The organism is Sphingobium sp. GW456-12-10-14-TSB1 (assembly GCF_059424385.1).
In genome coordinates, this window is record NZ_JBWKZI010000001.1 from 1,061,923 (window position 1) to 1,082,009 (window position 20,087).

The 20,087-nt window shown below is 64.0% G+C and carries 16 protein-coding genes and 2 tRNA genes; 7 read left to right on the plus strand and 11 right to left on the minus strand.

Going from position 1 to position 20,087, the window contains the following annotated elements:
• Nucleotides 1-45: 45 nt before the first annotated feature.
• Together mutL and AC07X9_RS05215 are read left to right on the plus strand one after the other, a co-directional pair.
• Complete coding sequence (gene mutL, locus AC07X9_RS05210) at nt 46-1,830, plus strand: DNA mismatch repair endonuclease MutL (protein ID WP_017183096.1); 1,785 nt, start codon at nt 46-48, stop codon at nt 1,828-1,830.
• A 4-nt stretch (nt 1,831-1,834) separates the two neighbouring features.
• Nucleotides 1,835-2,335 (plus strand): hypothetical protein, encoded by a 501-nt coding sequence (locus AC07X9_RS05215; RefSeq protein WP_017183097.1) that lies wholly within the window; start codon nt 1,835-1,837, stop codon nt 2,333-2,335.
• Between the two features lie 158 nt (nt 2,336-2,493).
• Here AC07X9_RS05215 and AC07X9_RS05220 read toward each other — a convergent pair whose 3' ends face one another.
• The 9 genes from AC07X9_RS05220 to AC07X9_RS05260 form a co-directional block, all read right to left on the minus strand.
• Nucleotides 2,494-2,961, minus strand: coding sequence for a MaoC family dehydratase (locus tag AC07X9_RS05220; protein ID WP_017183658.1), 468 nt, complete (start codon nt 2,959-2,961; stop codon nt 2,494-2,496).
• A gap of 50 nt (nt 2,962-3,011) precedes the next feature.
• On the minus strand, nt 3,012-4,562 hold the full coding sequence (locus tag AC07X9_RS05225) for an alkaline phosphatase D family protein (protein WP_017183659.1): 1,551 nt from the start codon (nt 4,560-4,562) through the stop codon (nt 3,012-3,014).
• Nucleotides 4,563-4,648: 86 nt separating this feature from the next.
• Nucleotides 4,649-5,164: a DNA-deoxyinosine glycosylase gene (locus tag AC07X9_RS05230; protein ID WP_037514823.1), complete on the minus strand. Its 516-nt coding sequence runs from the start codon at nt 5,162-5,164 to the stop codon at nt 4,649-4,651.
• Nucleotides 5,165-5,243: 79 nt separating this feature from the next.
• On the minus strand, nt 5,244-6,344 hold the full coding sequence (gene ychF / locus AC07X9_RS05235; RefSeq protein WP_017183661.1) for a redox-regulated ATPase YchF: 1,101 nt from the start codon (nt 6,342-6,344) through the stop codon (nt 5,244-5,246).
• Nucleotides 6,345-6,439: 95 nt separating this feature from the next.
• Nucleotides 6,440-8,068 (minus strand): alpha-D-glucose phosphate-specific phosphoglucomutase, encoded by a 1,629-nt coding sequence (locus AC07X9_RS05240; RefSeq protein ID WP_017183662.1) that lies wholly within the window; start codon nt 8,066-8,068, stop codon nt 6,440-6,442.
• 89 nt (nt 8,069-8,157) lie between these two features.
• Entirely contained in the window at nt 8,158-8,727 is a 570-nt protein-coding gene (gene pth / locus AC07X9_RS05245; protein ID WP_017183663.1) for an aminoacyl-tRNA hydrolase, read from the minus strand.
• Between the two features lie 113 nt (nt 8,728-8,840).
• Nucleotides 8,841-9,455, minus strand: coding sequence for a 50S ribosomal protein L25/general stress protein Ctc (locus AC07X9_RS05250; RefSeq protein ID WP_017183664.1), 615 nt, complete (start codon nt 9,453-9,455; stop codon nt 8,841-8,843).
• Between the two features lie 189 nt (nt 9,456-9,644).
• On the minus strand, nt 9,645-10,541 hold the full coding sequence (locus AC07X9_RS05255) for a TraB/GumN family protein (RefSeq protein ID WP_017184734.1): 897 nt from the start codon (nt 10,539-10,541) through the stop codon (nt 9,645-9,647).
• 6 nt (nt 10,542-10,547) lie between these two features.
• Complete coding sequence (locus tag AC07X9_RS05260; protein WP_017184733.1) at nt 10,548-11,441, minus strand: TraB/GumN family protein; 894 nt, start codon at nt 11,439-11,441, stop codon at nt 10,548-10,550.
• A gap of 134 nt (nt 11,442-11,575) precedes the next feature.
• Here AC07X9_RS05260 and AC07X9_RS05265 point away from each other — a divergent pair, with 134 nt between their 5' ends.
• The 3 genes from AC07X9_RS05265 to ppdK all read left to right on the plus strand — a co-directional run bounded on the left by AC07X9_RS05265 (nt 11,576) and on the right by ppdK (nt 17,693).
• Complete coding sequence (locus AC07X9_RS05265; protein WP_017184732.1) at nt 11,576-12,448, plus strand: glycine--tRNA ligase subunit alpha; 873 nt, start codon at nt 11,576-11,578, stop codon at nt 12,446-12,448.
• A 154-nt stretch (nt 12,449-12,602) separates the two neighbouring features.
• Nucleotides 12,603-14,852 carry a glycine--tRNA ligase subunit beta gene (gene glyS, locus AC07X9_RS05270; protein WP_086485637.1) on the plus strand — a complete coding sequence of 750 codons (2,250 nt, stop codon included), beginning with the start codon at nt 12,603-12,605 and terminating at the stop codon, nt 14,850-14,852.
• A gap of 138 nt (nt 14,853-14,990) precedes the next feature.
• Nucleotides 14,991-17,693 carry a pyruvate, phosphate dikinase gene (ppdK, locus tag AC07X9_RS05275; protein WP_017182918.1) on the plus strand — a complete coding sequence of 901 codons (2,703 nt, stop codon included), beginning with the start codon at nt 14,991-14,993 and terminating at the stop codon, nt 17,691-17,693.
• A gap of 58 nt (nt 17,694-17,751) precedes the next feature.
• On the opposite strand, the gene AC07X9_RS05280 is transcribed toward ppdK, so the two are convergent.
• Nucleotides 17,752-18,237 carry a helix-hairpin-helix domain-containing protein gene (locus tag AC07X9_RS05280; protein WP_017182917.1) on the minus strand — a complete coding sequence of 162 codons (486 nt, stop codon included), beginning with the start codon at nt 18,235-18,237 and terminating at the stop codon, nt 17,752-17,754.
• A 142-nt stretch (nt 18,238-18,379) separates the two neighbouring features.
• Between AC07X9_RS05280 and AC07X9_RS05285 the strand changes: the two genes are divergently transcribed.
• Together AC07X9_RS05285 and AC07X9_RS05290 are read left to right on the plus strand one after the other, a co-directional pair.
• A tRNA-Arg gene (locus AC07X9_RS05285) sits at nt 18,380-18,456 on the plus strand.
• 56 nt (nt 18,457-18,512) lie between these two features.
• Nucleotides 18,513-18,589 (plus strand) — tRNA-Arg (locus tag AC07X9_RS05290).
• An 8-nt stretch (nt 18,590-18,597) separates the two neighbouring features.
• Here the strand turns inward: AC07X9_RS05290 and AC07X9_RS05295 are convergent.
• Nucleotides 18,598-20,049 (minus strand): cobyric acid synthase, encoded by a 1,452-nt coding sequence (locus AC07X9_RS05295; protein WP_017182916.1) that lies wholly within the window; start codon nt 20,047-20,049, stop codon nt 18,598-18,600.
• Nucleotides 20,050-20,087 lie beyond the last annotated feature (38 nt).

Consider the following 20,087-nt stretch of genomic DNA (forward strand, 5'->3'; position numbering starts at 1 on the left):
CGTCGCGGGTCGCGGAAAGCGACCGATTGGGCTAGTCCCTAATCAATGTCAATACGCCGCCTGCCCGAACATCTGGTCAATCGTATCGCTGCCGGTGAAGTGGTTGAAAGACCCGCCAGCGCGCTCAAGGAAATTGTTGAAAATGCGTTGGACGCTGGCGCGACTCGCATCGCCATCCGCCTGTCGAACGGCGGACTCGACCGGATCGAGGTGAGCGACGACGGTGTCGGCATGGATTCGGTCGACATGGCGCTGGCGCTGGAACGGCACGCGACATCCAAGATGCCCGATGACGATGCCATTGAAAATGTGGCCACTCTGGGTTTCCGTGGCGAAGCGCTGCCGTCCATCGCCAGCGTCGCGCGCCTGTCGATCGACAGCCGGCGGCAGGGCGGGGAGGGCTGGAACCGCACGGTCGACAATGGGCAATTGGTGGCGGAGGGGCCAGCCGCCTTGCCCCCCGGCACCCGCGTCACCATCGAACAGCTTTTTGCCAAGGTGCCCGCCCGCCGCAAATTCCTGCGATCGGCCAAGGCAGAATATGCCGCCTGTCTCGACATCGTCCGCCGTCTCGCAATGGCACATCCCGCGGTCGCTTTCGCGCTGGAACATGACGGTCGCCGGACGCTGGGGGTGCAGGCGGGCCATGCGCGGGAGGAAAGGGTGGCTGCGCTGACGGACCGGGCGCTGGCGGACAATCATGTCATCATCAGCCTGGCACGCGAAGGCGTGCGCCTGTCGGGCGTCGCCTCCATTCCCACCTACAACCGCGGCGTGGGCGATCATCAATATCTGTTCGTCAATGGCCGCCCCGTGCGCGACCGGCTGCTCATCGGCGCGTTGCGCGGCGCCTATGCCGACATGCTGGCGCGCGATCGGCATCCGGTGGTGGCCCTGTTCCTCGACGTCCCGCCGCTCGATGTGGACGTCAATGTCCATCCCGCCAAGACGGAGGTGCGCTTCCGTGATCCCGCGATGATCCGGGGCATGATCATTTCGGGCCTGCGCCGCGCGCTCGACGAACAGGGCTTTCGCGCGGTCCAGAATGCCGATCCCGCCGCGCTGTCCGCCTGGCGCGCCGAACCCGTCTCGCCCACGCCGATCGGCGCGATGCCGATCTTTGACGCCGCGGCGGTCAGCTACAACCCGCTCGCCGCATCTTCCTTCGGCGATCGCCGTTCCAGCTTCATGACCCCGCCGCCGCAGGCGCGCGCCGAACCTGCCATGGCCCCCGCCCCGGAAGGGCAGAGCTTCCCGCTGGGCGTCGCGCGCGGCCAGGTTGCGCGCACTTACATCGTCGCGGAAGCGGAGGACGGCCTGGTCATCGTCGACCAGCACGCCGCCCATGAACGGCTGACGCTGGAACGGATGCGCCGGGCGATGGAAGGGCAGGGCGTCCAGTCGCAGGCGCTGCTGCTCCCCGAAGTCGTCGAACTGGAAGAACCCGCCTGCGACCGGCTGGAATCGCGCGCCCCCGAATTGCACGACTTCGGCCTCGACCTCGAACGCTTCGGCCCGTCCGCCATGCTGGTCCGCGCCGTACCGGCGATGCTCGGTCAGTCGGATGTCCAGGGCCTCGTCAAGGATCTGGCCGACGATCTCGCCGCCTATGACAGCGCCCTGTCGCTGAAGGAACGGCTGGATCTCGTCGCCGCGACCATGGCCTGCCACGGATCAGTCCGCGCAGGCCGGGTGCTCAGCGTCGCGGAAATGAACGCCCTGCTGCGCGAAATGGAAGTCACGCCACGCTCTGGCCAGTGCAACCATGGCCGCCCGACCTGGGTGAAGCTGGGCCATGGCGACATAGAAAAATTGTTCGGAAGGAAGTGATCTAATGACGATCCTCGCCGCCTTGCTGCTTGCCGCAGCCCCGGTTGCCGCCACGCAATGCACAGCACCCGCACCATTGGCCGAACCCTGGACCAGTTGGACCCAGAGCGGACGGGCAAAGGCGGGCGTTCAGGCTCATGGCGCACCCGCGCTGATCCTGGGAAAGCCGGTCACCGCCACGCTGACGCCCGCCGCCCATGTCCAATTCGCCGCGCCGCCGGGCAAAGGGGCGAAAGATGGGCATGGCGGTCTCTTCACCCTGTCGCTCAAGCAGGCGGCGCGGGTCGGGATCGCACTAGATGGCCCGGCCTGGGTTGACGTCATCACCGGCACGCAGGCGATGGCCTCGGTCGAACATGGTCATGGCCCGGACTGTTCGGGCATCCGCAAGATCGTGTGGTTCGATCTCCCCGCCGGTCGGCATCTGGTGCAGATTGCGGGGTCGAAAGCCGCCGATGTGCGGGTGATGGCGGCCGACGCGCTGGCCAACCAGCCGGTCGGATAGCGTTACAAAATCCTCCCCTGCAAGGGGAGGGGGACCGTTCGCGAAGCGAATGGTGGAGGGGTGTCGCCCTATCGATAGGGAGGCACCCCTCCGTCTGGCCTGCGGCCCGACACCTCCCCTTAAAGGGGAGGATCAAGAGGTGCGCACCTCCCCCAAAATCAAACCGGCCGCGTCCGCCACAATGCAATCGGGATCATGGTCAGCACCGCGTCGTCATCCTGATTGAGGATCGTCACCTTGCTGTGAACGATGCCCATTTCCGGGCGGCTTTGCGACGCCTTCTTGGCAATCACCTCGCTGGTGCCGCGCAGCGTGTCGCCGGGCCGCACCGGGCGCAGCCAGCGAAGCTCGTCGACGCCCATCGCGCCCAGACTCGCCGCCTGCCGCCCCGGATCGCGCTGCATCTCGGTCACAAACATCTTCATGAACAGGGCGGTGGTGTGCCATCCGCTGGCCGACAGCGTGCCGAAATGGGTGGCAGCGGCTGCCTCGTCGGACAGATGAAAGGGCTGGGCGTCAAACTCGGCGGCGAAGGCGATCGTCTCCTCCCGGCTCACCGTCCGAGGACCAAAGGCGATGCTATCGCCCACCGCAATATCCTCGAAATAGACTGTCGCGTCCGCCATGATATTTCCTTTCATGACGGACCTAATGCGAACTTACGTTTACGTCAATGTCAACTAATTTGGAGGGAAGGCTGGCCGCGCGGCACCGTCATGGTCGCGCGCGTGCTGATCGCGCCGCCCGGCGTGGATACCTGATCCACCACCCGCGCCTTCGTCGTCCAGGCATCGGGCGTCACTTCGCACACCAGATAGCCGCGCTGGTCGTTGATGAATTTCAGCTCCGGATTGTTCTTCAGCATCATGTCGCTGCCGGTCCGCAGATCGGACCCGTTGCCGCCCGACGAGATGGAGGTCGACACAAATTCCACCGCCACGGTCTTGTCGCCATTGTCGAGCAGCCCGGCGAAATTCTGGTGCTCATCCCCGGTCAGCACGATCACATTGTCCAGCCCGCGCATCTTGGCCAGCAAGCGGTTGCGCGGCACGCTATAGCCGGCCCAACTGTCGATATTATAGATTTTCGCCTTCTCGTCGGCATAGCGGCGCCGGTCGAGCGACATCATCATCACCTGCTGCGCCAGGCAATTCCATTTGGTCCGCCCGCGCTTCAGATTATCGACCAGCCAGCTTTCCTCCTGCGCCGAAATGACGGTCGCCTTGCTGTCGTCAATGCCGGGGCAATAGGGTTTGAACCCGTCGTTGCACGGCTGGTCGCTGCGGAAGGAGCGGGTGTCCAGAAAGTCGATCGACAGCAGGTCGCCAAAGCGCGCCTCGCGATACATGTTGGTGATGATGCCGTCGCGCGGCAGCATCGCGGCGCGCACCGGCATATATTCATACCATACTTGCAACCCGGCCTGACGGCGCAGGCGGAAAATCTCCGGCGGCACATCCTTCCAGTCATGGTCGCCGACCCAGTTATTTTCGACCTCATGATCGTCGAAGGTCGAAAACCATGTGTGGTTCGCGCGCGCGGCCTGCAGGTCATAGTCGCTCAGATATTGCGCATAGCGCAGCCGGTAATCGGCCACGTCGAAACAATCCTGGCCGATATGATGGCGGACCTGATCCTCCGGCAACCCGTCCTTGTCATAATCGGGGCCGCGCTGTTTATATTCGTAGATGAAATCGCCATAGTGAAAGACGAAATTCAGGTCATCCTCGCGCGCCAGATGGCGGAACGCAGTGAACAGCCCATCCTCATAATTCTGGCAGCCCGCGACCCCGAATTTCAGGCTGGCAAGACTGGCCAACGCCAGCGGCAAAGTGCGCGCCCGCCCGCGCGACGACTGGTCGCTGCCCAGGGCAAAACGATACCAATAGGGCCGGTCGGGTTGCAAGCCCGTCACCTCGACATGGACGCTATGGCCCAGTTCTGGCCGTGCCGTCGCCTCGCCCGAAGCCACGATGGTCTTGAACCTGTCGTCGCTCGCCACTTCCCATTTCACCGGCAGCGGCACCATCGGCATGCCGCCATGCGGCTCGAACGGCTTGGGGGCCAGCTTGGTCCAGATGACGAAACCGTCCGCCGCCGGATCGCCCGACGTGACGCCCAGGGCAAAGGGGTAGCCCGCAAACCAGCTTTGCGCCTTCAACAATGCGGGCGCGCCGATCAGCGGCGCCGTCGTGGCAACGGTCAGTAACTGGCGACGGGAAAACATGGCGGCGACTTTCTGTATGGCTGTTTTACGACTGTGTCTTAGCCTGCTGCCCTAGCTTCGCAATATGACAGATCGACGCAAGCACGTCAGACGATCCACGCGCGCAAGACCCGCCACCGCTCCGCCTTCTGCGTGCGCGACAACGTGGCATGCGCGCCGCTGGAGGAGGGGAGGTCGATCAGCGTCAGGTCGTCCCGCCCCGCCAATTGCCGTCGTCCATGCACCGCCGCCGTCCTGCCGTTGAACGCGACCGCCTGCAACGCGGGCAGGGCCGCAACGAATTGGCCCAGATCGCGAAGCTGCGCATCGCTGATCGCGCTGTCCAGACTGCCGGGCCGGGTCGCGCTGGCGATCACGTCCCACAACCCCACGCCCCGCACCCTTAAACGCTCCAGCCGCAGTGCATAGGGCTGCCCGACCAATGCCTCGTCCAGCACATCGCCGATCAGCGCCCAGAACGCATTGCCCGAATGCGCATAATATTCCTGCCGCGCGATCGACACATCGCCGGGCAGGCTGCCCAGGATCAGCAGCCGGGTGTCGGCATCGACGCTGGGCGGGAGGGCTGCCTTGCGCTGGATCGCATCCTCCAAAGCCGTCATGCCAGCGAAGGCTGGCATCTCAGGCGTTAGTGCGCTGCCTCACGAGGCCCCAGCCTGCGCTGGGGCGACGTTGGGGTTTCTACACGTTAAACCGGAACAGCATGATGTCGCCGTCCTGCGTCACATAGTCCTTGCCTTCGGACCGCCACTTGCCTGCTTCCTTGGCACCCGCCTCGCCATTGAACTGGACATAGTCGGCATAGGCCATGGTTTCGGCGCGGATGAAGCCCTTTTCGAAATCTGTATGGATCGCGCCAGCCGCCTGCGGGGCTTTCGACCCCTTGTGCACGGTCCAGGCACGCGCTTCCTTCGGTCCCACGGTGAAGAAGGTGATGAGGCCCAGCAACTCATAGCCCGCCCGGATGATCCGTGCGAGGCCCGCTTCGGTCAGCCCCAGGGCTTCCAGATATTCGCCGCGTTCCTCGACCGGCATGGTGACCAGTTCGGCCTCGATCGCTGCCGATACGATGACCGCGCTGGCATTTTCCGCCGCCGCCTTTTCGAACACCCGTGCGGAATGGGCATTGCCCTGCGCCGCCGCGCCTTCCTCGACATTGCAGACATAGAGGACGGGCTTGGCCGTCAGCAGTTGCGCCTGCGCGAACAGGCGTGCTTCTTCGTCATCGCGCGGCTGGGTCAGGCGCGCAGGCTTGCCATCGCGCAGCAATTCCAGCGTCTGCCCCAGCACGGAAGCGGCGGCCTTCGCCTCCTTGTCGCCCTGCGCGCCCTTCTTCAGCAGATTGGGCACGCGCTTTTCCAGGCTTTCCAGATCGGCCAGCATCAATTCCGTCTCGACCGTCTCGGCGTCGGCGATCGGGTCGACCTTGCCCTCGACATGGGTGATGTCGTCATCCTCGAAACAGCGCAGCACATGGACGATGGCGTCGGTTTCGCGGATATTGGCCAGGAACTGGTTGCCCAGCCCTTCGCCCTTGGACGCGCCCCGCACCAAGCCGGCAATGTCGACAAACGCCAGCTGCGTCTCGATGATCTTCTGCGACCCGCCAATCTTCGCGATCGTCTCCAGCCGGGGGTCCGGCACAGCCACGCGCCCCTCGTTAGGTTCGATCGTGCAGAAGGGATAATTCGCCGCCTGCGCCGCCTGCGTTTCGGTCAGCGCATTGAACAGGGTGGACTTGCCCACATTGGGAAGCCCGACGATACCGCAACGAAAACCCATTTGACTGCCTTCACTTCAAATCCGATGGCGCGCCCGATAGCGGTTTCGCCGTGCATTGGCCAGCCTTTGCCCCATCGGCGACAATATCGGGCCGATCAGGTGATGACGCTCGGCGCGTCCATGCCGGTATAGCCGCGAATGTCGGCCAGTTCCTGCGCGGCGGCGACCAGCGGGGCCAGCGCGTCCCCCGTCGCCAGATTGAGGTCGCCATCGGGCGCCATGTACCGCTCGATATAGACGCGCAGCGTCGCCCCCTGCGTGCCGGTGCCCGACAGGCGGAACACGACCCGCGATCCATCCTCGAACAATATACGCACGCCCTGATTGCGGCTCACCGATCCGTCGGTCGGGTCGGTATAGGCAAAATCATCCGCCGCGCTGATCGTCCCGCCGCTGTTGCCCGTTCCCGCCAGACTGTCGATCTTGCCGCGCAGCGCCGCCATGAGCGCATCAGCCCGGTCGGTGGCGATGGCCTCATAATCATGCCGGGCATAATAGTTGCGGCCATAGGTCGCCCAATGATCGGCCATGATCGCCGCCACGCTCTGCTGGCGCGCCGCGACGATGTTCAGCCATAGCAGCACCGCCCAGATGCCGTCCTTTTCGCGTACATGGTCGGACCCGGTGCCAGCGCTTTCCTCGCCGCAGATGGTCGCCATGCCTGCGTCGAGCAGATTGCCGAAGAATTTCCAGCCGGTCGGCGTTTCGTAGAGCGCAACGCCCAGTTTCTCCGCCACCCGGTCGGCCGCGCCGCTGGTCGGCATCGACCGCGCAATGCCCTTGAGCCCCGCCTTGTAACCGGGCGCGAGATGCGCGTTCGCGGCCAGCACCGCCAGCGAATCCGACGGCGTCACATAGCAATGCCGTCCGATGATCAGGTTGCGGTCACCATCGCCGTCTGATGCCGCGCCGAAATCGGGCGCGTCGACGGCCATCATCTTGTCGTAAAGCTCTTTGGCATGGACCAGATTGGGGTCGGGATGGTGATGGCCGAAATCGGGCAGGGGGGTGCCGTTCATCACCGTGCCCACGGGCGCGCCCAGCCGCCGCTCGAATATCTCGACCGCATAGGGTCCGGTCACCGCGCTCATGGAATCGAATGCCAGCGTGAACCCGCCCGCGATCATCGCCCGGATCGCGCCGAAATCGAACAATTGCTCCATCAGGTCGGCATAGCCCGTGACCGGATCGACCACCTCGACCAGCATGTCGCCCATCCGGCTCGTGCCGATATGGTCCAGATCGACGTCGGCGGCGTCCAATATGCGATACTGGTCGATCGTCAGCGTGCGCGCATGGATCGCATCGGTCACCTTCTCCGGCGCCGGGCCACCATTGCCGACATTATATTTGATCCCGAAATCCTCGTCCGGTCCGCCCGGATTGTGGCTGGCCGACAGCACCAGCCCACCAAAAGCGCCCGACGCGCGGATCAGGTGCGACGCGGCTGGCGTCGACAAAATGCCGCCCTGACCCACCAGCACCCGGCCAAATCCGTTGGCCGCCGCCATTTTCAGGACGATCTGGATGACCTCGCGATTGAGATAGCGTCCGTCGCCACCCACCACCAGCGTCTGCCCGGCAAAGCCCTCCAGGCTGTCGAACACGGACTGGACGAAATTTTCGGCATAATGGGGCTGGGCAAAGACCTTCACCTTTTTGCGCAGGCCCGACGTTCCCGGCTTCTGATCGTTGAACGGCGTGGTCGAAACTGTCTGAATCACCCGGTAACCCCCTGCAAGACGCAATGTCCCGCGCCCTTATGGCCCGGCGTTGTGACAATTCGCAATGCAGTTATTGCCTGCCCGTCCGCTCAATCCGCCAGCCGCAGCGCGACTTCGTTCATGAACCGCGCATCGTCATTCTTCGCCAGCCATTCCGCTTCCGCGCCGATCGCGCCCAGCATGTCGGCCAGTGCGTCGCTCTCGCTCTTGTGATAATTGCCCAGCACATAGTCATGCACCCGGTCCTTGTGCCCCGGATGACCGATGCCGATCCGCACCCGGCGGAAATCCGCGCCGATATGCGCGTCGGTCGATCGCAGGCCGTTATGCCCGGCATTGCCGCCGCCGCGCTTCACCTTCACCTTCATCGGCGCCAGGTCCAGTTCGTCGTGAAAGACGGTCACGTCCTGCGGCGTCAGCTTGTAGAAGCGCATAGCATCGCCAACCGCCCGCCCGCTTTCATTCATGAATGTCGCGGGTTTCAGCAGCAGTATCTTCTCCGGCCCGATCCGCCCTTCCTGGGTCCAGCCCTGGAACTGCTTGCGGGGCGGGGAGAAGCGATACAGGTCCGCGATCAGGTCTGCGACCATGAAGCCGACATTATGCCGGTGCATCGCATATTGCGCGCCCGGATTGCCCAGGCCCACCCAGATTTGCATCGTCCCTTGCTCCTTCACGACAAAACCCCGTTCGCCCTGAGCCTGTCGAACCGCCAGGTCCGACAGGCTCAGCCCGAACGGGGTTGAGCTGAACCGTTATACGGTCGAAAGGCTTATTCGGCTTCCGCCTCGGCCTCGCCTTCACCTTCGGCGCTCTTGAGAGCCGACGGGGCGACGATGGTCGCGATCGTGAAGTCGCGATCCTCGATCGCGGGCTTCGCGCCCTTGGGCAGCGTCACCGCGCTGATGTGGATCGAATCACCGACTTCGAAGCCGGTCAGGTCGACCACGACATCGTCGGGGATTTCGGAAGCATCGACGACCAGTTCGACATCATGACGAACGACGTTCAGCACGCCGCCCTTCTTGAGGCCGGGCGAGGCGGCTTCATTTTCGAAACGCACAGGGACCGCGACGGTCACGCTGGCATGTTCGGCAACGCGCAGGAAGTCGGCGTGCAGCGGACGGTCCGAAACGGGGTGGAAGGCCACATCCTTGGGCAGGGTGCGGACGGTCTTGCCGTTCACTTCGACCATGATGACCGAATTGAAGAAGTGGCCGGTGCCGAGCAGCTTGTTGAGGAGCTTTTCCTCGACATGGATCGACAGGGGTTCTTCGTTCATTCCATAGATGACGGCGGGTACGCGGCCCTCACGGCGGAGGGCGCGGGAGGCTCCCTTGCCTGCCCGATCGCGTGCCTCGGCCGACAGCGTAAGCTGCTCGCTCATTGCGTGTCTCCAAAAGCTGGTTTGAGTTACTTTTCCCGCCACGCCTCCAGGGATGACCATAGCGGGAGCGCGCCCTTTAGCAGAAAAGTCCCAGAAAGCAAGCGGGCCAACACGCGGTGCTCCCGCGAAGGCGGGAGCCCAGTTCATACGTCTCGACTGGGCTCCCGCCTTCGCGGGAGCACAAAGCGCCTACTGCACCCGCGTCACCGCAAACCCGCGCGCCTTCAGCAGGTCGATCAGATTCTCCCGCCCCGTCAGATGTCCGGCGCCCACCGCGATGAACGGCGCGCCTTTCATCGGTTCGATGGCCTTCACCCAGTCGCGGTTGCGCGCCACCAGCACCGCCTCCTCGACCACTGGGTCGGGCTGCTCGCCAATCTGGTCCTCCCTGGCGATCGCTTCCATGTCGCCCGTGCTCCAGGCCTTGAGGATGCGGTCATACAGCCCCTTCATATCCTTGGCCTCATGCACGGTCTGCACCAGCAGGCGCGATTGCGCCGCTTGCGGCAGCGTGTCGAACGCGCCGAACTGCCGTTCGATCGTCTCCAGCCCGCCAATCGGCTTGCCTGCCTTTGTGAAGGCCGCGATCAGTACCGGCTCGACCCCGTCATCCTGACTGACGCCCAGCTCCTGTTGCGTCGCCGCCGACAGCAGCATCGCCGCTGCCCAGCTTTCATAGCCTGACAATATTTGCGTGCTGGTCCCGCCATCGCTGATCGCCTTGTCCAGCGCAGCCTTCTCCTTGTCCGGCACGCGCGCTTCGAGTGGCGGCAGGCCCGGACTGCGCCCCATGGATTCAAACAGGGCCAGCGTTTTCTCCTCGTCCTGCAAATCCGCCGCCTCCAGCACCAGCCGGTCGGCCTTGGCCATCGCTGCGCGGATCGTCGGCGTCTCCCACGCTACCCCCTTGGGCAGCACATGGATGGTGCCGAACAGCCATCCCTTCATGTCGCCGCGCTGCACCTGCCACAGCGCCGGGCCTTCCTTTGCCGCGGGCGATGGGGCAGGGTCACCGCCACAGGCGGCAACCAGCGTCAGCGCACAGAATGCCAGAAAATGCGCCAGAAATCGGGTGAACAGCCGCATCCCCGCTTACTCCTTCACGCGCCGGGTCTTGATGCCCAGCGCCTTCAACTGATCCTGCACGCTGCCCTTGCCCGCCAGATGCCCAGCGCCCACGGCCACGAACACGGTGCCGGGCCGGTCCATCCGCCCCTTTATCCACTGCGCCCAGTTCGCATTGCGTCCGATCAGCAATGTCTGCGCCAGCTGCGGCGTCGCTTCGAGCGATTCGTTCATCGACCTGGCCAGCCGCTTGGGGTCGCCCGCCTGCCAATAGCGCAGCAGCTTGGCAAACTCGCCCTCCATCTCCGGCAATCCATCGACCGTCGCGTTCAGAAATTCGATCTGTTGCGCCATCGGCAGCGTGGCGAAGAAATCGATCTGCTGCTCGACCGTCTCCAGCGCCTCGACCTGCTTGCCCGCCTTCACCGCCGCCGCGCGCAATATCTTCTCCGCGCCCAGATCGGCGCGGTAGCCCAGCTTCTGGAGCGGCGCGACCGACAGCGCCATGCCCGCCATCCACGGGGCAAAGCGCTCGAACGCCTGCCACGGCATCGCATTGGCTTCCATCGCCGCGCGATATTTCGCCCGCGCCGTGTCGTCCAGCCGGTCCGACAGCGCCACCCCGTCGCCCGCAACCGCCTTGCTCATCATGACAGCGCCCATGACATTGGGATCGTCCGGCTCGATAATCTCCAGCACCAGCTCGTCCGCCCCGTCGAACGCGGCCTTCACATCGCCGCGAAACCAGTCGATCCCGGGCTTCATCACATGGACGGTGCCGAACAGGTAGATGGTGGTGTCCGCATCCTGCACCCGCCACAGGGCGGGGGTGGCAACGATATTGGCGGGCGTGGCAGGGCGCGCCTGCGCCACGCCACTCATCATCAACAGCGCAGCGGCGCATAAACGAAGCATCTTCATGCCGCACACATGCGTGCAGGGCGGCCCAAGGGCAAGCTGCTTAACCCTGTTTTGCGCGCGTTTCCCTTGACCGTATCAGCCCCATACGCCAATGCGCGACGCCAAGATAAACCGTCATATCGCAAGGATCACCCGTGGCCGAAGGCAAAGCGCTTTCCTTCCAGGATCTCATCCTGACCCTCCATGCCTATTGGGGGAAACAGGGCTGCGTCATCCTCCAGCCCTATGACATGGAAGTGGGCGCTGGCACCTTCCACCCCGCAACCACCTTGCGCGCGCTGGGGCCAAAGCCGTGGAACGCCGCCTATGTCCAGCCCAGCCGCCGCCCGACCGATGGCCGCTATGGCGAAAATCCCAACCGGCTCCAGCATTATTACCAATATCAGGTGATCATGAAGCCGTCGCCCGCCAACCTTCAGGATCTCTATCTGGGGTCGCTGATGGAAATCGGCATCGACCCGCTGGTCCACGACATCCGCTTTGTCGAGGATGACTGGGAAAGCCCGACGCTGGGCGCCTGGGGGCTGGGCTGGGAAGTCTGGTGCGACGGCATGGAAGTCAGCCAGTTCACCTATTTTCAGCAGATGGGCGGCTATGACTGCAAGCCGGTCGCGGGCGAACTCACCTACGGGCTTGAACGGCTCGCCATGTATATTCAGGGCGTCGACAGCGTCTATGACCTGAAATTCAACGACGCGGGCGTCACCTATGGCGACGTGTTCCTCGACAATGAAAAGCAGATGTCGAAATGGAATTTCGAGGTCGCCGACACCGAAAAACTGTTCCGCTGGTTCAAGGATTGCCAGGCCGAATGGCGCCAGTGCATCGACAATGGCGTCCCGCTCGCCGCGTTCGAGCAGGCGATCAAGGCATCGCACACCTTCAACCTGCTGCAGGCCCGCGGCGTCATCTCCGTACAGGAACGCGCCAGCTACATGGGCCAGGTCCGCGACATGGCCAAGGGCAGCTGCGAAGCATGGATGGAATCCAACGGATGGACGGCGTGAATTCAGCACTTAACATCCTCCCCTTGCAGGGGAGGTGGCGCGCCGGAGGCGTGACGGAGGGGTGTTGCCCTGTCGATAAGGCGACACCCCTCCGTCTGGCTGCGCCAGACACCTCCCCTGCAAGGGGAGGATTTTCTACATGTGGGTATGACCAATGACTGACTTCCTCCTCGAACTGCGCTGCGAGGAAATTCCCGCGCGCATGCAATTGAAGGCCAGCGACGATCTCGCCCGCCTGTTTTCCGAGGAACTGGCCAAGTCCGGCCTCACCCCCGGCGCGATCGACAGTTTCGTGACGCCGCGCCGCCTGGCGCTCATCGCCCGCGACCTGCCGCTGGAAACCGCCGCCGTCAGCGAAGAACATAAAGGCCCGCGCACCAGCGCGCCGCCCCAGGCGCTCGAAGGCTTCCTGCGCAAGACCGGCCTGACCCAGGACCAGCTGGAGGATCGCGACGGCGTCTGGTTCGCCGTCATCAACAAGCCGGGCCGCGCGACCGCAGACGTGCTGGCGCAGGCCATCCCCGCCATCATCCGCGCCTTCCCCTGGCCCAAATCCATGCGCTGGGGCAGCGCGTCCCAAACCACCGAAAGCCTGCGCTGGGTCCGCCCGTTGCAGGCCATCGTCGCGATATTGGGCGAAGACCTTATCCCCTGCGAAGTCGACGGCATCCAGTCCGGCTACGCCACGCTCGGCCACCGCTTCCACCATAGCGGCGAGATCACCATCGGGGGCGCGAGCGATTACGCCGAAAAGCTGCGCGCCTGCCATGTCATCGTCAGCCATCAGGAACGCCAGTCGATCATAGCGGAAAAATCGGCGCAGGCCGCCGCCGCCCACGGCTACACCGTGGTCGAGGACAAGGGGCTGATCGCGGAAAATGCTGGCCTCACCGAATGGCCGGTCCCGCTGCTGGGCGATTTCGACCCCGCCTTCCTGGAGGTGCCGCCCGAAGTCATCCAGCTGACCCTGCGCATCAACCAGAAATATTTCGTGCTGCGCGACGGGCAGGGCAAACTCGCCCCCGCCTTCATCTGCACCGCCAATATCGAGGCGAAGGATGGCGGCGCGGCGATCATCGCGGGCAACCGCAAGGTACTGGCCGCACGCCTCTCCGACGCGCGCTTCTTCTGGGAACAGGACCGCAAAACCCGGCTGGAAGATCACGCAAAGAAGCTGGAACGCATCACCTTCCACGAGAAACTCGGCACCGTCGCCGACAAGGTCGAGCGCGTGGCGAACCTCGCCCGCTGGCTGGTGGAAGAGGGCATCGTCACCCCAACCACCCCCGCCACCACCGTCACCCCAGCGAAGGCTGGGGTCTCAGGCGGCAGCACACCAACGCCTGAGATGCCAGCTTCCACTGGCATGACGAAAGAGCAGTTGGCGCAGCTTGCGTATGACGCGGCAATGCTCTGCAAGGCCGACCTCGTCACCGAAATGGTCGGCGAATTCCCCGAACTGCAAGGCATTATGGGAGGCTACTACGCCCGCGCCGAAGGCCTGCCCGACGCCGTAGCCGACGCCATCCGCGACCATTACAAGCCGGTCGGCCAAGGCGACGACGTGCCGACAGCGCCGGTCACGGTAGCGGTGAGTTTGGCGGATAAGCTGGATACGATTGGCAGCTTTTTTGCCATCGGCGAGAGGCCTACCGGTTCTAAAGACCCATTCGCCCTTCGTCGCGCTGCGTTGGGTCTGATTAGTTCAGCGGTCGAAAATAATGTGCGCTTTCCTCTCGAAAAGCTGTTCATTGCTGCGCTTGCCGAAAAACAGCGAACTGCAGATGGAGATCCAGAAGCGGTATTTCATCTGTTTGATTTCTTCATTGAGCGCTTGAAGGTTCAACAGCGCACGGCAGGCGTTCGCCATGATCTTATAGAGGCAGTTTTCATGGCTGAAGAGGAGACGGAAGTCCTCCGCCTGCTCGCCCGCGTCCATGCGCTCCAGTCCTTCGTCGCGACCGATGACGGCGCGAACCTGCTGGCGGGCTACAAGCGTGCCGCGAACATCCTCAAGAAGGAAGCGCCTGCCCAACCCACCACCGTCATCCCCGCGAAGGCGGGGACCCATCTCCCAACCGAGCAATCAGACACAGCGGCGGCGATGGATTCCCGCCTTCGCGGGAATGACGGGCCTCTTTCCTACACCCCCGAAATAGCCGAAGCTGCGCTCATCGCCGCGCTCGACGTGGCGGAACCGCGCACGGCTCAGGCGGTGGCGGCGGAGGATTTCGAGGGTGCGATGGCGGCCCTTGCAACGCTCCGCGCGCCCATCGACGCCTTCTTTGAAAGCGTGACGGTCAATGATCCCGATGCGGACAAGCGCGCCGCCCGCCTCGCCCTTCTGGCGCGGGTCCGCGACGCCGTTCACAGTGTGGCGGACTTTTCGAAAATTACCGGGTGACGTAATAAAATGTCATGTTTGCCGGGAAAAGTACGAAGTTAAGGCGTAATAATCCTATTCGAACGCGCATGATCTGGCTATGCATGTCGGATTGTTGCGATGCAATATAATCGGCAATCAGTGCAGGGAGTGCCGGGAATGAAGAATACAGAAGAGGGCATGATGACGACGACCGCAACGCGCTATGTTTATCGTTTTGGCGGCGGCGTCGATGATGGCGGTCAGGGGGACCGCAATCTTCTGGGCGGCAAGGGCGCCAATCTCGACGGCATGGCCGCGATCGGCCTGCCTGTCCCTCCGGGCTTCACCATTACGACGGCCATGTGCACCCGCTATTATGAAGATGGCGGCGTCTATCCCGACAGCGTGAAGGCGGAAGTCGCCACTGGCCTCGCCCACATCGAAAGCATCACCGGCAAGACGTTCGGCAACGCTGCCGATCCGTTGCTCGTCTCGGTCCGCTCCGGCGCGCGCGCCTCGATGCCCGGCATGATGGACACGGTCCTCAACCTTGGCCTTAACGACGAAACCGTCGTCGGCCTCGCCAACACGTCGGGCGACGAGCGTTTCGCCTGGGACAGCTATCGTCGCTTCATCCAGATGTATTCGGACGTCGTGCTGGAACTGGACCATGGCGCGTTCGAAGAAGCGCTGGAAATCGCCAAGGAAGATCAGGGCTACACCCTCGACACCGAAATGACGGCGGACGACTGGAAGGCGCTGGTTGCCGAATATAAGGCGCTGGTGGAAAAGCTGTGGAACAAGCCGTTCCCGCAGGACGTCCATGACCAGCTCTGGGGCGCGATCAGCGCCGTATTCGGGTCGTGGCAGTCGGAACGCGCGAAAGTCTATCGCCGCCTCAACAACATCCCCGGCGAATGGGGCACTGCCGTCAATGTGCAGGCGATGGTGTTCGGCAATATGGGCGAAACCTCCGCCACCGGCGTCGCCTTCACCCGCGACCCGTCGACCGGCGAGAATGTCTATTATGGCGAATTCCTGATCAACGCCCAAGGTGAAGACGTCGTCGCAGGCATTCGCACCCCGCAATATCTGACCAAAGCCGCGCGCGAACGGGCAGGGGCCAAGCCGCTGTCGATGGAAGAGGCGATGCCGGAAACCTATGCCGAACTGGCCAAGGTGTTCCAGATCCTCGAAACCCATTATCGCGACATGCAGGACATCGAATTCACGGTGCAGCAGGGCAAGCTGTGGATGCTCCAGACCCGGTCGGGCAAGCGCACCGCCAAGGCCGCGCTCAAAATGGCCGTGGACATGGCGCATGAAGGGCTGATCACCGAAGAAGAAGCCGTCGCCCGCGTCGATCCCGCCGCGCTCGACCAGTTGCTTCACCCCACGCTCGATCCAAAGGCGCCGCGCGACGTGCTGACCAAGGGGCTGCCCGCCAGCCCCGGCGCTGCGTCGGGCCTGATCGTGTTCGACGCCGATACGGCCGAGCGCCGCAACGAAATGGGCGACGCCGTCATCCTGGTCCGCGTGGAAACCTCGCCGGAGGATATTCACGGCATGCACGCGGCCAAAGGCATCCTGACCGCCCGCGGCGGCATGACCAGCCACGCTGCCGTCGTCGCCCGCGGCATGGGCCGCCCCTGCGTGTCCGGCGCTGGCGGCATCTCGATCGACAATAGCGCCAAGATCCTGCGCGTCGGTGGCCGTGAACTCAAGGAAGGCGACATCCTCACGCTCGACGGTTCGACCGGCGAAGTGATGGCGGGCGAAGTCCCGACCGTTCAGCCCGAACTGGCCGGCGACTTCGGCACCCTGATGGTCTGGGCCGACAAGGTGCGTCGCCTCAAGGTCCGCGCCAACGCCGAAACGCCGCAGGACTGCAAGGTCGCGCGTGAATTCGGCGCGGAAGGCGTCGGCCTGTGCCGCACCGAACATATGTTCTTCGACGCGGCCCGCATCACCGCCGTGCGCGAAATGATTTTGGCCGACAGCGAAAAGGGCCGCCGCGTCGCGCTCGACCGGCTGCTGCCCGAACAGCGTGACGATTTCGCGCAGATTTTCATGGTGATGGCGGGCCTGCCCGTCACCATCCGCCTGCTCGATCCGCCGCTGCACGAATTCCTCCCCCATGCCGAGGCGGAATTTGAGGAAGTGGCCAAGGCGGCTGGCGTCGGCGTCGAACTGTTGAAGCGTCGCGCCAACGAACTGCATGAATTCAACCCGATGCTGGGCCATCGCGGTTGCCGCCTGGGCGTCACCTATCCCGAAATCTACGAGATGCAGGCCCGCGCGATCTTCGAGGCGGCGCTGATCGTCAAGCAGCGCGGTGGCGAAGCGCCGATCCCCGAAGTCATGATCCCGCTCGTTGCCACCCGCAAGGAACTGGAACTGATGAAGGCGATCGTCGATCGGGTCGCGACCGAAGTGTTCGCGGAACAGGGCGACAGCGTCGAATATCTGGTCGGCACGATGATCGAATTGCCCCGCGCCGCGCTTAAGGCAGGCGAGATCGCGGAAGTCGGCGAATTTTTCTCCTTCGGCACCAACGACCTTACCCAGACCACGATCGGCATCAGCCGTGACGATGCTGGCCGGTTCCTGACCCAATATGTGGACAAGGGCATCTTCGCCCGTGATCCCTTCGTCAGCATCGATGTCGAGGGTGTAGGCGAACTGATCCAGCTTGCCGCCGAACGCGGGCGCAAGACCCGCCCCGGCATCAAGCTTGGCATTTGCGGCGAACATGGCGGCGACCCCGCCTCGATCGCCTTCTGCGAGGCCACCGGCCTCGATTATGTCTCGGCCTCGCCCTATCGCGTGCCGATCGCCCGCCTGGCCGCGGCGCAGGCCGCTCTGGCGAACAAGAATTAAGGCAAAGGGCGGGGCGCAAACCCCGCCTTTTTCTTACCGGCTCTAGACCCGGCCCGGCTCAGACCGGCGTATTGATCCGACCGAACAGTCCCTTGCGCTGCCCGCCGCCTTCCAGCGCACGCGCCTGCTCCCGCCAATCCTCACGCGCGATCGTGCCGGGCGTCAGCCCCAGCCGCGCTTCCAGCGCCGCCTCCTGCTCGCTGCTCAGCGTGGCGATCTGGCCATAGCGATGATAGCCTGCCTCATGGAGCGATGCTGCCTGCGACTGGCTCAAGCCCTTGATCCGGCTCAGATCGTCGCCTTCCGCGGCAACGCCAGCGCCCGGCACGGCATCAACCGCTGGCGTCCGCTTCTCCAGCGCGACGATCCGCGCATTGGCAGCCTCCAACTGCGCGTCGCGATCCTTGAGCATCGCGCGATGGGCGGCCTGCTCGTCCCGCCAGGCCCGGCGATATTTACCGCGCCCGCTCATCATCAGGCCCAGGATCAGGCCAATGACCAGCGCGATCAGCAGCAGGGCGATGTCATTAAGGGTGAAGCTCATGATGGCATCCTTTCATTACCGTCTCGAACGGCGGATGACGCCAAAAGTTGCCCCGTGGCCCCATAAAGGCGGGAAGGGCGGGTAAAAGTGAAAAAAGGGGCTTGCCCAATCCGGCGCGCCCTACTATCCGCGCCACTCCAGTGCACCCGTAGCTCAGCTGGATAGAGCATCAGACTACGAATCTGAGGGTCGGGCGTTCGAATCGCTCCGGGTGCACCATTTATTCGAAGGGCTTTTGGTCCTGGCTTCCAGCCGCGATCAGTCTCCCTTCCAGCGCACCCGTAGCTCAGCTGGATAGAGCATCAGACTACGAATCTGAGGGTCGGGCGTTCGAATCGCTCCGGGTGCACCATTTCCCCTTCACCCCATCGCCAGCGCGACCATCGCGTCGATGTCGGCATGCTGCTCCAGCAGCGCCGCGACCTCATCAAGGGCGTCCTCGACCGTCTGTGCATAGTCGGCCATCGCCGACTGCCCGCCCAAGCGCTGCAGCAATGCGTTCCGCAGCGGCGCGCTGGCCAGGAGGCCATGGACATAGCTGCCCAGCACCCGCCCATCGCGGCTGATCGCGCCATCGGTCCTCTCGCCGTCCAGAATGGCAAAGGGCCGCGCACAATCCGGCCCGCTGGTCGCGCCCATATGCATCTCATACCCGGTAAAATCGGCTGCTAGCCCATGACCCTGTACCTGATGGAGCGCCTTGCCGGACGACATCAGCGTATCCACTTCCAGCAGGCCAAGTCCGGCAATGGTCTCCGACGGTCCCTCGATCCCTTCGGGGTCGCCGATCGTCCGTCCCAGCATCTGGTAGCCGCCGCAAATCCCCAGCACCGCGCCACCCCGCCGGTGATGCGCGCGAATGTCGATGTCCCAACCCTGCGCCACCATCGCGCGCATGTCGGCGATCGTCGCCTTGGACCCCGGCAGGATCACCAGCGCCGCATCGGCAGGGATTACCTGCCCTGGCCCGATCATCCGCAACTCGACCGACGGCTCCAGCTTCAACGGATCAAGATCGTCGAAATTGGAGATGCGCGGCAGCACCGGGCAGGCGATGACCAGCGGCGCATCGACAGACGGCGCGCGCCGTTCCAGCACCACCGCATCTTCGCTCGGCAGCCGCGCCACGGCGTCCAGCCACGGCATCACCCCCATGCCGCGCCAGCCCGACAACGCCGCAATCTGGGCATAGCCATCCTCGAACAGGGCAGGATCGCCACGGAATTTGTTGATCAGGAAACCCCGGATCATCGCAGCGTCCGCCGGGTCTATCACCGTGCGTGTGCCAACCACCGCCGCGATCACGCCGCCCCGGTCGATGTCACCGACCAGTATGACCGGCACGTTGGCCGCCCGCGCAAAACCCATATTGGCAATGTCGCCCGCACGCAGATTGATCTCGGCTGGCGATCCCGCCCCTTCGACCACCACAATGTCGCATTGCGCCTTCAATCGCTCGTAACTTTCCAGCACAGCACCCAGCAGCTCGCCGCGCGCGCTACGGAAATTGCCCGATCCCAACGTGCCGCGCACCTGGCCATGGACGATCAGCTGGGATGTCCGGTCCGCCTGCGGCTTCAACAGCACCGGGTTCATGTCGCTATGTAACGGCACGCCGCACGCAACTGCCTGCAATGCCTGCGCCCGGCCAATCTCTCCGCCATCGCTGGTGACGGCCGCATTGTTGGACATGTTCTGCGGCTTGAACGGCCGCACATTGTAGCCCCGTCGGACCAGCGCCCGGCACAATCCGGCGACCAGCACCGATTTGCCCACGTCCGATCCGGTTCCCTGTAGCATGATCGCGCCCATCGGACGCTCCTGACGGCAGCGGGCCGCCAGCGCAAGTC

Bases quoted from the DNA above. Each gene is read 5' to 3' on its own strand.
- mutL (WP_017183096.1), top strand. From the start codon at position 46: ATGTCAATACGCCGCCTGCCCGAACATCTGGTCAATCGTATCGCTGCC.
- AC07X9_RS05215 (WP_017183097.1), top strand. From the start codon at position 1,835: ATGACGATCCTCGCCGCCTTGCTGCTTGCCGCAGCCCCGGTTGCCGCC.
- AC07X9_RS05220 (WP_017183658.1), bottom strand. From the start codon at position 2,961: ATGGCGGACGCGACAGTCTATTTCGAGGATATTGCGGTGGGCGATAGC.
- AC07X9_RS05225 (WP_017183659.1), bottom strand. From the start codon at position 4,562: ATGTTTTCCCGTCGCCAGTTACTGACCGTTGCCACGACGGCGCCGCTG.
- AC07X9_RS05230 (WP_037514823.1), bottom strand. From the start codon at position 5,164: ATGACGGCTTTGGAGGATGCGATCCAGCGCAAGGCAGCCCTCCCGCCC.
- ychF (WP_017183661.1), bottom strand. From the start codon at position 6,344: ATGGGTTTTCGTTGCGGTATCGTCGGGCTTCCCAATGTGGGCAAGTCC.
- pth (WP_017183663.1), bottom strand. From the start codon at position 8,727: ATGCAAATCTGGGTGGGCCTGGGCAATCCGGGCGCGCAATATGCGATG.
- AC07X9_RS05250 (WP_017183664.1), bottom strand. From the start codon at position 9,455: ATGAGCGAGCAGCTTACGCTGTCGGCCGAGGCACGCGATCGGGCAGGC.
- AC07X9_RS05255 (WP_017184734.1), bottom strand. From the start codon at position 10,541: ATGCGGCTGTTCACCCGATTTCTGGCGCATTTTCTGGCATTCTGTGCG.
- AC07X9_RS05260 (WP_017184733.1), bottom strand. From the start codon at position 11,441: ATGAAGATGCTTCGTTTATGCGCCGCTGCGCTGTTGATGATGAGTGGC.
- glyS (WP_086485637.1), top strand. From the start codon at position 12,603: ATGACTGACTTCCTCCTCGAACTGCGCTGCGAGGAAATTCCCGCGCGC.
- ppdK (WP_017182918.1), top strand. From the start codon at position 14,991: ATGAAGAATACAGAAGAGGGCATGATGACGACGACCGCAACGCGCTAT.
- AC07X9_RS05280 (WP_017182917.1), bottom strand. From the start codon at position 18,237: ATGAGCTTCACCCTTAATGACATCGCCCTGCTGCTGATCGCGCTGGTC.
- AC07X9_RS05295 (WP_017182916.1), bottom strand. From the start codon at position 20,049: ATGGGCGCGATCATGCTACAGGGAACCGGATCGGACGTGGGCAAATCG.